Annotated in this window: 10 protein-coding genes; 6 read left to right on the top strand and 4 right to left on the bottom strand. The window is 64.4% G+C overall.

Annotated features, from left to right (window positions below; translation table 11 throughout):
* Positions 1-136 precede the first annotated feature (136 nt).
* The 6 genes from GLS40_RS13905 to dld all read left to right on the top strand — a co-directional run bounded on the left by GLS40_RS13905 (position 137) and on the right by dld (position 7,531).
* On the top strand, positions 137-1,273 hold the full coding sequence (locus tag GLS40_RS13905) for an iron-containing alcohol dehydrogenase (protein WP_160383336.1): 1,137 nt from the start codon (positions 137-139) through the stop codon (positions 1,271-1,273).
* A 126-nt stretch (positions 1,274-1,399) separates the two neighbouring features.
* Positions 1,400-2,923, top strand: a complete 1,524-nt coding sequence (locus GLS40_RS13900; protein WP_160383335.1) for an aldehyde dehydrogenase (NADP(+)) — start codon at positions 1,400-1,402, stop codon at positions 2,921-2,923.
* 63 nt (positions 2,924-2,986) lie between these two features.
* Positions 2,987-3,979: a TRAP transporter substrate-binding protein DctP gene (gene dctP, locus GLS40_RS13895; protein ID WP_160383334.1), complete on the top strand. Its 993-nt coding sequence runs from the start codon at positions 2,987-2,989 to the stop codon at positions 3,977-3,979.
* Complete coding sequence (locus tag GLS40_RS13890; RefSeq protein ID WP_235905930.1) at positions 3,976-4,467, top strand: TRAP transporter small permease; 492 nt, start codon at positions 3,976-3,978, stop codon at positions 4,465-4,467. The genes dctP and GLS40_RS13890 overlap by 4 nt, the downstream gene beginning before the upstream one ends.
* Positions 4,464-5,741: a TRAP transporter large permease gene (locus GLS40_RS18020; RefSeq protein ID WP_160383333.1), complete on the top strand. Its 1,278-nt coding sequence runs from the start codon at positions 4,464-4,466 to the stop codon at positions 5,739-5,741. The genes GLS40_RS13890 and GLS40_RS18020 overlap by 4 nt, the downstream gene beginning before the upstream one ends.
* A complete protein-coding gene (dld, locus tag GLS40_RS13880) occupies positions 5,675-7,531 on the top strand; it encodes a D-lactate dehydrogenase (RefSeq protein ID WP_328598908.1) in 1,857 nt (618 codons plus the stop codon). The genes GLS40_RS18020 and dld overlap by 67 nt, the downstream gene beginning before the upstream one ends.
* A gap of 311 nt (positions 7,532-7,842) precedes the next feature.
* On the opposite strand, the gene GLS40_RS13875 is transcribed toward dld, so the two are convergent.
* The 4 genes from GLS40_RS13875 to GLS40_RS13860 all read right to left on the bottom strand — a co-directional run bounded on the left by GLS40_RS13875 (position 7,843) and on the right by GLS40_RS13860 (position 12,619).
* Positions 7,843-9,624 carry a thiamine pyrophosphate-binding protein gene (locus GLS40_RS13875; RefSeq protein ID WP_160383332.1) on the bottom strand — a complete coding sequence of 594 codons (1,782 nt, stop codon included), beginning with the start codon at positions 9,622-9,624 and terminating at the stop codon, positions 7,843-7,845.
* 73 nt (positions 9,625-9,697) lie between these two features.
* Positions 9,698-11,482, bottom strand: coding sequence for an ABC transporter substrate-binding protein (locus GLS40_RS13870; RefSeq protein ID WP_235905929.1), 1,785 nt, complete (start codon positions 11,480-11,482; stop codon positions 9,698-9,700).
* A gap of 90 nt (positions 11,483-11,572) precedes the next feature.
* On the bottom strand, positions 11,573-11,854 hold the full coding sequence (locus GLS40_RS13865) for a DUF2160 domain-containing protein (RefSeq protein WP_160383331.1): 282 nt from the start codon (positions 11,852-11,854) through the stop codon (positions 11,573-11,575).
* A 12-nt stretch (positions 11,855-11,866) separates the two neighbouring features.
* Positions 11,867-12,619: a carbohydrate ABC transporter permease gene (locus GLS40_RS13860; protein ID WP_235905938.1), complete on the bottom strand. Its 753-nt coding sequence runs from the start codon at positions 12,617-12,619 to the stop codon at positions 11,867-11,869.
* Between the last annotated feature and the right edge of the window lie 88 nt (positions 12,620-12,707).

Below are 12,707 nucleotides of genomic sequence, written 5' to 3'. Positions count from 1 at the left end.
TACCTATATCGGAAGATTGCGGATTTACGCGAAGTGTTTGCGCTTTATTATGCTGAAACGACCATAATTTCGGCGTTCTGTAAATCAGGGCGACGCTTTTGGGATGCTTTTTTGGAATACCACGGGGAGGGTATTTATGGGGCTCATCAACTACGTGACGCGCATCCAGTTCGGGTACGGCGAACTTGCGACTTTGACGTCGGAACTGACGTTGGCAGGAATCGCGCGACCGATGGTTGTCACCGATAAGGGGGTGCGCCAGCTCGGGTTGATCGAAAGGATCGAAACCATCCTCGGAGCGGCGCCCGTGGCGGTCTATGACGACACGCCCGGCAATCCGAACGAGGCTGCCGCTCATGCCGCGACCGAGGTGTTCACCCGTTCGGGGGCCGATGGGATCATCGCGGTCGGGGGCGGTTCCGCGCTCGACCTGGCCAAGGCGGTCGCGATCCTTGCGGCGCATGGCGGCGCGCTGAAAACCTATGCGGCAATCGAGGGTGGGGGTGAAAAAATCACCGCCAAGACCAAGCCGATCATCGCCATTCCGACAACGGCAGGCACCGGCAGCGAAGTTGGCCGCGGCGCGATCATCATTCTTGCGGATGGGCGCAAGGTCGGGCTGCTGTCGCCCTATCTGGTACCCAAAGCGGCCATTGTGGATCCTGACCTGACCCTGACCCTGCCGCCGATGCTGACGGCGGCGACGGGGATGGATGCGATTTCGCATTGCATCGAGACCTATCTGGCCCCGTCCTTCAACCCGCCCGCCGACGGGATTGCGCTGGAAGGGCTGCGGCGCGGTTGGGCGCATGTCGAGGCCGCGACGCAAGAGCCGGGCAACAAGGACGCGCGGGCGAATATGGCGATGGCCGCGACGATGGGGGCGATGGCGTTCCAAAAGGGTCTGGGCTGTGTTCACAGCCTCAGCCATGCGCTCGGCGGGATCAATCCGCGGCTGCATCACGGCACGCTCAACGCGATCTTCATGCCCGCGGTGATTGATTTCAACCGCGCCGCGCCTACGGCAATCCAAGAGGATAAATACGCGCATCTGGCGCGCGCCATGGGGCTTGGCTCGGGCGACGAGATCGGGAAGGCCATTCATGACCGCACGCTGGCAATCGGCCTGCCGACGCGGTTGTCCGAGCTTGGGGTGACCGAGGATCTGTTCGAGCGGATCATCACCGGGGCGCTGGCGGACCACAGCCACAAGACCAACCCGATTGAGGCCAGTGCGCAGGATTACCAAAGGATGCTGACCGCCGCGTTCTGACACTTCGAGAGGGCCGCGCGTGCCCGGCGGGGCCGCGGTTCTTTCTTCAGGCATTTGCATGTCTCCGATGCCGTCCCCACGGGGCGGTGCGGGCGGAGCCGTGCCCTATCCCAGGGGAGCCATCTCATGACCGATCTCGGCGACCGTTCCTTCCACGGCAAGCACTTGATTGCCGGTTCTTGGGTTGCTTGCGGGGCGACCTTCCGCAGCGAGCCGGCGCATGGGCCCGTGCGGGCATTCAGTTCGGGGACGGTTGACCTGGTCGATCAGGCGGCCGAGGCGGCCGAGGAGGCGTTCTGGAGCTATGGCTATTCCACCCGCGCCGAGCGGGCGGATTTTCTTGACGCGATTGCCAAGGAGATCGAGGCGCGGGCCGAGATAATCACCTTGATCGGGACGCAGGAAACCGGCCTACCGGTGGCGCGTCTGCAGGGCGAGCGCGGGCGCACGGTGGGCCAGTTGCAGCTGTTTGCGACCCATATCCGCAAGGGCGACTATCTCGACCGCCGCCATGACGCAGCCCTGCCCGAACGCGCGGCGGGTCCGCGCCCCGATATCCGGCTGATGGAGCGCCCGGTGGGCCCCGTCGCGGTGTTCGGCGCGTCGAATTTCCCGCTCGCCTTTTCGACGGCGGGCGGCGATACGGCGGCGGCGCTGGCGGCGGGCTGTCCGGTGGTGGTCAAGGGCCATTCGGCACATCCGGGAACCAGCGAGGTCATCGCCGAGGCCATCCATGCCGCGATCCTGCGCAGCAAGCTGCATCCCGGAGTGTTCAGCCTGATCCAGGGCGGCAATCGCGCGGTTGGCTCGGCGCTGGTGCAGCATCCGCTGGTCAAGGCGGTGGGCTTCACCGGCAGCCTTGCGGGCGGAAGGGCCCTGTTTGACCTCTGTGCGCAGCGCCCCGAGCCGATCCCGTTTTTCGGCGAGTTGGGGTCGGTGAACCCGATGTTCATCTTGCCCCAGGCGATGGCCGCGCGCGGGGGCGAGCTGGGGCGGGGCTGGGCCGGCTCTTTGACGATGGGCGTGGGGCAGTTCTGCACCAATCCCGGCATTGCGGTCGTTCTCGACACGCCCGCGGCGCAGGACTTTGTCGCGAGCGCAGCCGAGGCGCTGGCGCAAGTCGCGCCGCAGCCGATGCTCACGCCCGGGATTGCCCAGGCATACCACGCGGGACAAGCGCGCATCGCAGACAGCGCGGCCAGGCCGGTTTTCGCCAGCACTTCCGAAGGGCGCCATGCGACGCCCGGCCTTTACGAGGTCACGGGCGATCAGTTCCAGCAAGATCACGGCTTGCACGAGGAGGTGTTTGGGCCGCTCGGGCTGGTGGTGCGGGCCCGCGATCTTGCCGATTTGCAGCGCCTTGCCAAAGGCTTCGACGGTCAGCTCACGATGACGCTGCATATGGATGACGGCGATCTGACGGCGGCGCAGAGCCTTGCGCCGATCCTCGAACGCAAAGCCGGGCGGGTGCTGGTGAACGGCTTCCCGACCGGGGTCGAGGTGGTGGACGCGATGGTCCACGGCGGTCCCTATCCGGCTTCGACCAATTTTGGCGCAACGTCCGTGGGCACGCTGTCCATCCGGCGGTTCCTGCGCCCCGTCAGCTATCAGAATTTTCCAACGGCGCTGTTGCCCGAGGATCTGCGCTAAGGCGCGGGAGGAGGCCCGCGGCCCAAGGCGGCCTCGGGCGGTTTAAATGGGAGGACGACCAGAATGAAACACAGGACACTCACCAGGATCACGACGCTTGCTTCGCTCACGCTTGCGGCGGGCCTGACGGCTGGCATCTCGGGCGCGGTGGCGCAGACCACGTTGACGGTGACGCATTCTTCGCCCGCCGACAGCCATTTCGGCGTCGCTGCGATTGCGTTCAAGGATGCGATCGAGAAAGAGACCGATGGCGGGATCAACGTCGTCATCCAGCGTGTCGATAACGAGCGCGAGGCGATCGAGAGCACCCAGCTTGGCGCGCAGGAATGCGCCATGGGCTCGGCCGGCCCGCTGGGCAACTTCATCCCCGAAACACGCGTGCTCGACGTGCCGTTCCTGTTTGACAGCTATGCCCATGCGCGCGGCGTGCTGGACAGTGAGATCGGCGACGAGCTTCTGGCGAAATTCGACGCGCGCGGGCTCAAGGGCGTGGCCTGGCTCGAAAACGGTTTCCGCAACCTGACCACCGGCTCGAAAACGGTCAGCGGGCCAGAGGACATGCGCGGCATGAAAATCCGCACGATGGAGAACGAAGTCCATATGAAAGCGTGGCAGGCGGCGGGTGTCTTGCCGACGCCGATGGCCTTTTCCGAACTGCCCTCGGCGCTGCAACAGGGCACGGTGGACGGGCAGGAAAACCCGATTCCGGTCATCCTCTCGAACAATCTCGACATGATGCAAAAGCATCTCTACCTGACCCGCCACGTCTATTCGCCGGGCATCTTGCTGTGCAATCTCGATTTCTTCGAAGGTCTCGATGATGCGGGGCGCAAGGCCGTTCAGGACGGCGCGAAAGCGGCGGTTGTGGCCAACCGGACGCGCGTCGAGCAGGATGAGACTCAGGGCATCGAAACCCTGCGCGGGCGCGGCATCGAAGTTGTCGAGATCACCAACCGCGACGCGTTCCGCGATGCAATGTCGGGGGCGAATGCGGATTTCGAAGCGCAATTCGGTGCCGATCTGCTCAAACGCATCCGCGACTGGAAGGCGCAATGAGCACAGGTGTCACGTTGATACGGCGTATCGACGCGACAGTCGCGATGGGGGTGGCATTTGCCGCCTCCATTGCCCTCGCAGTCGCGGCGCTGGCGAGTTTCTGGCAGGTGATGGGACGGTTCGTGTTTCAGATCCCGTCCACATGGTCCGAAGCGCTGACCCGCGTGGCGCTGATCTGGATGGTGATGCTCGGAATCTCGACCGCGCTGCGGGCGGGGGCATTTGTCGCGATTGATCTGGTGCGCGTTGCGCTGCGCGGCCGGCCGCGGTTCGCGCTTGAACTCGCGATCACGCTGGCCTGCCTGGCCCTGTTCGCGACGCTCTTCTGGCTCGGCTGGGAGATGGCGCTGCGCGTGCAGCGGCAAGAGATGGCAGGGCTCGGGATTTCGATGAGCTGGGGCTATACCGCAATTCCTGTCGGGTCCGCTTTCGCAGGCCTCGGCGTCGTTGCCCACTTCCTGCAGAATGCCAAGGGGGTTGCGTCATGACCGGTGCCATGATGACAGCGATGCTGGTGCTGTTCGCGATTTCGGTTCCGATTGCGATTGCGCTGTGCCTGGCCTCGATGGTCGGGCTGTTCGGTTTTACGACCTTGCCCGCGATCATCCTGCCGCAGCAGATCTTTATCGCGCTCGACAAATTCCCGCTCGCGGCGATCCCGTTCTTCATCCTTGCGGGCAATCTGATGGAGGTCGGCGGCATGTCGCGCCGCCTGGTGGAATTCGCGCGTGCCTTTGTCGGACCCCTGCAAGGCGGACTGGCGGCGACCTGCGTGCTGACCTGCATGATGTTCTCGGCGATCTCCGGCTCCAGTATTGCGACGATGTTCGCTGTGGGTACGGTGCTGATCCCCGCGATGCGCCAATATGGCTATCCGGTCGGGTTCACAGCCGCCTTGATGGCGGTCTCGGCCGAGCTGGGCGTGATCATTCCGCCCTCGATCCCGATGATCCTTTACGGCGTGGCCACCCAGACCTCGATTCCCGCGTTGTTCCTCGCCGGGGTGTTGCCGGGGCTGCTGATCGCGGGGGCGCTCCTAGTCACGGTGTTGACCTGGTGCCGCCTGCGGGGCTGGGGCAAGCGCGATGGCGATGCCCGCCTCGACCGCTGGACCGCAACCCGCCGCGCGATATGGGCGCTGCTGATGCCGATGCTGATCATGGGCGGAATCTATGGCGGCGTCACCACGCCGACCGAAGCGAGCATCATCGCGGTCGCCTATGCGCTGCTCGTCGGGTTTGTGCTGCACCGCGAAATGACCTGGACGATGATGCTGGGCGCCTGGCGGCGCTCGGTGCTCACCGCTTCGGTGATCATGTTCATCATCGGATCGGCCGGCGTTCTGGGGTATCTGCTCAACCGTCAAGGCGTTCCCGATGCGGCGGCACTCTGGCTGACCAGCTCGTTCGAAGGGCCGCATGCCCTGATGCTGGCGATCAATCTGATGCTCTTCGTGGTGGGAATGTTCATCGAGACGGGGGCCAGTATCATGGTTCTCGGGCCGATCCTGCAAGACGCCGCCGTACGTGTAGGGATCGACTCCGTGCATTTTGGCACGGTGATGATCGTCAACCTCGCGCTCGGCATGATCACGCCGCCGCTTGGCGTCAATCTCTTCGCCGCCGCACAGATCGCGCAATGTTCGGTGACGGTGATGCTGCGGCCGCTTCTGGTCTTTGTGGCGGTGATCGTGGCGTGCCTCCTGGTGATCACCTTCGTGCCCGCGATCTCGCTGACGCTGCCGGGGCTCATGACCCGCTGAGCCGGCCTGCATCTGCGCAAAGGGGGCGGTCTTCGGACGTGGAGACCGCCCCCGACCGCTCTCACCTATTGCCTGAAAGGATCCTGTCGTTGTCCGCCGCTGTGCCCGATCCCCTGATCCGGTCCCTGCGAGAGATCGCGGGGAAACGGCATGTCCATGTCGGTGCGCGCGCGACGCGACGGTTCCGCAAGGGCTATCGCTACGGGGATGGCGAGATTCTGGCGGCGGTCGCCCCCGCGAGTCTGATGGAAAAATGGCGTGTCCTGCAGGCCTGCGTCGCTGCGGATGTGGCGATCATTTTTCAGGCGGCGAACACCGGTCTGACGGGGGGATCGACGCCGTTTGGCACAGGCTACGATCGCCCCATAGTGATTATCAGCACGCTGCGGATGACCCGGATCGATCTGCTGGAGGGCGGAAGGCAAGTGCTGTGCCTGCCCGGCGCGACGCTGGACCAGTTGGAGCGGCGGCTCAAACCGCTGGGCCGCGAGCCGCATTCGGTGATCGGTTCGAGCTGCATCGGCGCTTCGGTGACGGGCGGCGTGTGCAACAATTCGGGCGGCTCTCTGGTCCAGCGTGGTCCCGCCTATACCGAGCTTGCGCTTTTTGCGCAGGTCGATGCGCAGGGGCGGCTGCATCTGGTCAATCACCTCGGCATCGAACTGGGCAAGCACCCCGAGGACATCCTGTCCCGCCTCGACGCGGGGCAGTATTCCGGGGCCGATGTCCACGTCCCGCAGGGCGCGCTGGCCTCCGATACCGCCTACGAAGTCCATGTCCGCGATGTCGGGGCCGCCACGCCCGCACGGTTCAACGCCGATCCGCGCCGCCATTACGAAGCGTCCGGCTCGGCGGGCCGGATTGGGGTGTTTGCGCTGCGGCTGGATACCTTGCCCGTCGCCGCGCAAGAACAGGTGTTCTACGTCGGCAGCAATGACCCCGCCGATCTGGCGGCGATCCGGCGGCATGTCCTGACACAGTTCAAGACCCTGCCGATCGCAGCCGAATACATGCACAGGGATGCCTTTCGCGCCGCGCAGGTCTACGGCAAGGATCTGTTCTTGTTCATCCGCGCCTTTGGCAGCGTGAACGTGCCGCGCGCCTTTGCGGCCAAGAGCTGGTTTGACGGGGTGACCGAGGCGCTGAGGTTGGGCAAAACCCTTTCCGACCGCTTGTTGCAATGCGCCACACGGTTGATGCCAGAGCATCTGCCGAAGCGGCTGATCGCCTACCGCGACCGATACACCCATCATCTGATCCTGCGCACGGGCGATGAGGGTATCGCAGAGATGCGCGCCTATCTCGGCTCTTTCCTGCCCAACCAGCAGGGCGATTTCATCGAATGCACGCCCAAAGAGGGCGAGGCCGCATTGCTCAACCGCTTTACCTCGGGCAGCGCCATCGTGCGTTACCGCGAGGTGCATCCCGCCACGGTCGAGGATATTGTTGCGCTCGATGTCGCTTTGCCGCGCAACGCGGTGGAGTGGTTCGAGACGCTGCCGCCGGAGATCGAAGAGCGGATCGCGCTAAAGATTTATGTCGGGCATTTTCTGTGCCACGTGATGCATCAGGAATACCTCGTCAAGAAAGGCGTGGATTGCGCGGCGCTGGAGCATGAGGTCTGCACCTTGCTCGATGCGCGCGGGGCAGAATATCCGGCGGAGCATAACGTCGGCCATCTTTACCAGGCGAAGCCTGCGCTCCAGGCGTTTTATCGCGCCCTCGACCCGACCAATCGCTTCAACCCGGGCATCGGCAAAACCTCGAAATGCCGGGACTGGGCACCGTAAGCCTGCTGAGGCCGTCCAACGACACTCTCTGCATTGCCAGCGATCTCAATTCGCGAAAACCCTGTCTTGTTACATCGCCCTAACCTGTCCGACTGGCGCGCGCGCGAACTGCGGCGTGGCGGCTGACGCGACGCGGGCCGGCGAAATCACCGGCAAAAGATCGGTTGGTCCCCGGCCCGAAGCGGGCGCCAGACCGGGGCCGGTCAAGGCGGATGGGCGGACATTTGGGAGGTGTCGTCCGCCCATCCTTTAGCCTCCCGCAGCCGATCTGCACGGAGGTATGCCAGGTCCTGCGGTGCAAGGGCCGCAGGTCACGTTTCAGGCAGGTCCGGCGAGATCTTGTAATCCCGCAGCTTGTAGACCGTGCCGGGCCGTGCACGCGGCGCATCCGCGCCCTCTCTCATCCGCCTCTTGAACGAGTGGATCGGCGTGGCCCGGTCGTCGATGCGGACTTCGACCACCGACGGCCCGTCATGTGCAAAGGCCTCGTCGAGCGCCGCGCCGATCTCATCCGGCTTCTCGACATAGATCCCCTTCAGCCCCAGTGCGCTGGCCGCCCCGGCAAAGCCGGGTTTGACACTCTGGGTTTCCAGCAGCGCCGATTGCACGTTCTTGAAAAAGATTTCCTGCCAGAGCTGGATCCAGCCGAGACGGCCATTGTTGATCACGACATTGACGATCTTCTGGTTGAACTGCGCCTGGGTCGCAAGCTCGCCCACGGTGTAGGAAAACGCCCCGTCGCCTGCGACCGTCACGATCCGCGCATCGGGCCGGGTGGCCGCCGCACCGATGGCGCCGGGCACCGAATACCCCAGGCCGCCCTGGCCACGGGCGAACAGGAATTGCCGCCCCGGTTTGCGCGCCGGGATGTATCCGGAAATCCAGCCCGCCGAGAAGGAGGCGTCGGAGACGACGATGTCGTCCTCACCCAGGCGCTTTGCGATCTCGTGCATGATGACCGGCGGCTGGATCGGAATTTCCTTCGAGGCGACCTCGGCGGCTTTGGCGGCTTCGCCCTCGGCCTTGACCTCGGCGATCCGGGCCATCCATTCGGGGCGGTCCACCAGATCCCCGAGCGCGGTATCGAGCGCGGTGATGACCTCGCGCACGTCGCCCAGCAACGGCACGGTGGGGCGGAAGGTGCGGCCATGTTCCATCGGGTCGCAGTCGATGGTGATCGTCGCCTGTTCCGGTGTCGGAAGGGTCCAGTTCATTCCGGTATTCTGGCTGACCTTGGAGCCGCACCAGACCACCAGGTCCGCCTCCTGTATCAGCTCGATCGCCGACCAGGATCCGAGCGGGTTCAGCACGCCCGCGGCATAGGGTTCGGTTTCCGCAACCGAGCCCTTGCCCGACAGCGAGGTCACGACCAGCCCGCCGAACTTGCGGGCAAAGGCCGAGGCTTCGGCGGCGGCATCCGAGCCATGTACGCCGCCGCCGCAGACCAGCGCCGGGCGTTTGGCCCGCCGGATCAGGGCCGCTGCCCTGGCGATGTCGGCGGAGGGCGCGTTCGAGCGTACGAAAGGCGCCTTGCGCGCGCGGTCGTCGATCACGATCTTGACCAGATCCTCGTCCCATTCGGCGTCAAAGATGTCATGCGGGATGATCAGGGCAACCGGCCCGGGGCGCGGCGCGGTGGCCACGCGGTAGGCGGTGCGGATCATCTCGGGCAGGGCAGTGACCGAGGGCACCAGCCAGGCGTCCTTGGAACAGGACTTGAAGAAGGTGAGCTGGTCGAACCCCTGGCTCGCAATTCCCTTTTCCTTCAGGGATTGCCAGTCGAGGGGCAGCTCGCCGACGATGCCGATCATCGGGATCGAGGCATTCAGCGCCTCCAGGAATCCCGCCGGCAGCAGGTTCGCCCCGGGTCCGACCGTCACGTCGCAGACGCCGGGCTTGCCGGTCAGCCGTGCGTAGGCATCCGCGGCATAGGCGGCATTTCGTTCGTCGCGCATCAGAATGTGCCGGATACGGTCCGTCCTGCGGGAGATGCCGTCATGCAGCGCGGTCGTCTGCCCGCCCGGCATCCCGAACACGAGATCCGTTCCATATTGCGCGAGCATTTCCGCAACCAAATCGCCGATATGGGCCATCTTCCATTTTCCTTTTCACTTTTGGATGTCGGGCCGCGCGCGTGTTTGGCGCGGCCCTTGGGTTGGAACCGGATCAGAGACCGTCCGGCTTTGCCTTGCCGCTGGCCCAGGCGTTGAGCAGCGCGTCGTAGCTCACGGTCAGGCCTTGCGGTTTCTCGTTGTCCAGCTTGCGCTGCGGCGCCAGCCAGTCGGGGTTCGCCTCGGCCTTCGCGAACCAGTCCTCGGCCGAGGTTTCAGGGTTCAGCTTGGGCCCGCACCGATCCATCACGTTGGCGCGTTCAAGCCGTTCCATCACGCGGTCCTGCTGGGTCGCGAGATTGTCGAGCGCGGTCTGCACGCTGTTCTCGCCCGACAGCGCGGTCGAGATGTTCTGCCACCACAGCTGCGACAGCTTGGGATAGTCGGGCACGTTGGTGCCCGTGGGCGTCCACATGACCCGGGCCGGCGAGCGGTAGAACTCCACCAGGCCACCCAGCTGCGGCGCCCGCTCGGTGAAGCTTTCGTGCCGGATCGTGCTGTCGCGGACGAAGGTCAGGCCGACATGCGATTTCTTCACGTCGACGGTCTTGGAGGTGACGAACTGGGCATAGAGCCAGGCCGCCTTGGCGCGGTCGATCGGTGTCGACTTCAACAGCAGCCAAGAACCCGCATCCTGGTAGCCGAGCTTCATGCCCTCCTTCCAGTAGGCGCCGCGCGGCGAGGGCGCGACCCGCCATTTCGGATTGCCGTCCCCATCAACGACGGGAATGCCCGGCTTGGCATAATCGGCGGTAAAGGCCGTATACCAGAACGCCTGCTGCGCGATGTTCCCCAGCGAGGGCACCCCGGCATATTCGTAGAAGGTCATGCCCTGCGCCTCGGCGGGGGCGTAATCCTTCAGCCATTCGATCGACTTGCTGAGCGCATAGACGGCGGCCGGGCCGTTGATGTCGCCGCCGCGGGTGATCGACGATCCGACCGGGTGGCAATCCTCGACCCGGATGCCCCATTCGTCGACCGGTTTGCCGTTGGGCAGACCCCGGTCGCCGCTGCCGGCCATCGAGAACCACGCATCGGTGTAGCGCCAGCCGAGAGAGGGATCCTTCTTGCCGTAATCCATGTGGCCATAGATCGGCTGACCGTCGATTTCCTTGACGTCGTTGGTAAAGAAGTTGGCGATGTCCTCGTAGGCCGACCAGTTGACCGGAACGCCCAGCGGATAGCCGAATTTGGCCTCGAACCGCGCCATCAGATCGGGATCGGTGAACAGGTCGTGGCGGAACCAGTAGAGGTTGGCGAATTGCTGGTCCGGCAGCATGTAGACCTTGCCATCGGGCGCAGTGGTGAAGCTGAGCCCCATGAAATCGTCGAGGTCCAGCGTCGGCGAGGTCACATCGGCGCCGTCGCCTTCCATGAAGTCGTTCAGCGGGATCACGGCGCCATAGCGGTAATGGGTGCCGATCAGGTCGCTGTCGTTGACATAGCCGTCATAGATGTTCTGACCGGATTGCAGCTGGGTCTGCAATTTCTCGATCACATCGCCTTCTTGCAGCAGGTCGTGATTCACCTTGATGCCGGTGATCTCTTCGAACGCTTTGGTCAGGACCTGCGATTCATAAGTGTGGGTCGGGATGTTTTCCGACACCACGTTGATTTCCATCCCGCGAAACGGCTCTGCCGCCTGGGTGAACCAGGCCAGCTCGGATTTCTGCTGGCTCTGGTCCAGCGTCGAGGGCTGGAATTCCTCCGTGATCCAGCGCTCGGCGGCCGCCTCGTAATCCTGTGCCTGGACCGCTCCGGCGAAGAACGCCGCCCCGGTCAGCAGCGCGGCCGTGAGGCCCAGTTGGCCGCCTCCGCGCATCCCTGAAAATCTCTGCATTTTTGCACTCCTCCTGTGTTGCCCGGCCAGTCTCCTCCCGGCCGGTGGTTAAAATCATGATCGTCCGAGGGGACGAATTTCTGCGGGAAGTCAGCCGAAGCGCATCATGAGAAGCGCGGCCAGGACCGAGATGGCGAGCGGGGTCCACAAGGTCTGCACATCGGTGAACGCGACAAAGCCTAGGTGGATGAAGGCCGCCAGGAGCAGCGACAGGAACAGCCGGTCGCCCCGCGTCGTCGGTATCGGCAGAAAGCCCTGCCGCTCGACCGTTGGAAACCTCAGCTCGGCCAGTGTCATGGCGATCAGGATCAGCGCGATCGTCACGAAGAACACTGCCGTCACCTGTGTCCAGGCCATCCATTCAAGATCCATGTCCGATCCTCCTCAGACGCGGCCCAGGGCAAAGCCCTTGGCGATGTAGTTGCGGACGAAGTAGATGACTGCGGCCCCCGGCAGGATGGTCAGAACCCCCGCCGCCGCCAGCAATCCCCAGTCGAGCCCCGAGGCCGAGACCGTGCGCGTCATCGCCACCACGATGGGTTTGGCCTCGATCGAGGTGAGGGTCTTGGCCAAGAGCAGCTCCACCCAGGAAAACATGAAGCAGAAGAAGGCAGTGACCCCGATCCCGGCGCGCACCAGCGGCAGGAACACCGTCAGAAAGAAGCGCGGAAAGGAATAGCCGTCGACATAGGCGGTCTCGTCGATCTCGCGCGGGACGCCGGACATGAACCCTTCGAGGATCCAGACCGCCAGCGGCACGTTGAACAGGCAGTGCGCCAGGGCCACGGCCAGCGGCGTGTCGAACAGCCCCACCGCCGAATACAGCTGGAAGAAGGGCAGCAGGAACACCGCCGGCGGCGCCATCCGGTTGGTGAACAGCCAGAAGAATACATGCTTGTCGCCGATGAACTTGTAGCGCGAGAACGCATAGGCCGCGGGCAGTGCCACCGACAGCGTGATCACGACGTTCAGCGCCACGTAGCTCAGCGAGTTCACATAGCTCATGTACCAGGCCGGATCGGTGAAGATCGTGCGGTAATTGTCGAAACTTGGCGCCGTCGGCAGAAAGGCCGAGCTCGACATGATGTCACCGGGCTGCATCAGCGACATCCGCACCAGCCAGTAGATCGGCAGCATCTGAAAGCACAGATAGAGGCCAAGCAGGATCGGCCCTATGGCGCGGCTGCTCAGGGCGCTGCCCTTCAGCCGGGACGCGATGCCGGGC

The organism is Pseudooceanicola pacificus, from assembly GCF_009789075.1.
Classification (GTDB): domain Bacteria; phylum Pseudomonadota; class Alphaproteobacteria; order Rhodobacterales; family Rhodobacteraceae; genus Pseudooceanicola; species Pseudooceanicola pacificus.
This window is presented reverse-complemented; position numbering and strand designations above follow the sequence as displayed.

What these genes read in the sequence shown, in the direction of transcription:
- GLS40_RS13890 (WP_235905930.1), top strand. Translation starts at nt 3,976, where the DNA reads ATGAGCACAGGTGTCACGTTGATACGGCGTATCGACGCGACAGTCGCG.
- GLS40_RS13905 (WP_160383336.1), top strand. Translation starts at nt 137, where the DNA reads ATGGGGCTCATCAACTACGTGACGCGCATCCAGTTCGGGTACGGCGAA.
- GLS40_RS13860 (WP_235905938.1), bottom strand. Translation starts at nt 12,619, where the DNA reads ATGCTGCCGATCTACTGGCTGGTGCGGATGTCGCTGATGCAGCCCGGT.
- dctP (WP_160383334.1), top strand. Translation starts at nt 2,987, where the DNA reads ATGAAACACAGGACACTCACCAGGATCACGACGCTTGCTTCGCTCACG.
- GLS40_RS13875 (WP_160383332.1), bottom strand. Translation starts at nt 9,624, where the DNA reads ATGGCCCATATCGGCGATTTGGTTGCGGAAATGCTCGCGCAATATGGA.
- GLS40_RS13900 (WP_160383335.1), top strand. Translation starts at nt 1,400, where the DNA reads ATGACCGATCTCGGCGACCGTTCCTTCCACGGCAAGCACTTGATTGCC.
- GLS40_RS13865 (WP_160383331.1), bottom strand. Translation starts at nt 11,854, where the DNA reads ATGGATCTTGAATGGATGGCCTGGACACAGGTGACGGCAGTGTTCTTC.
- GLS40_RS18020 (WP_160383333.1), top strand. Translation starts at nt 4,464, where the DNA reads ATGACCGGTGCCATGATGACAGCGATGCTGGTGCTGTTCGCGATTTCG.
- GLS40_RS13870 (WP_235905929.1), bottom strand. Translation starts at nt 11,482, where the DNA reads ATGCAGAGATTTTCAGGGATGCGCGGAGGCGGCCAACTGGGCCTCACG.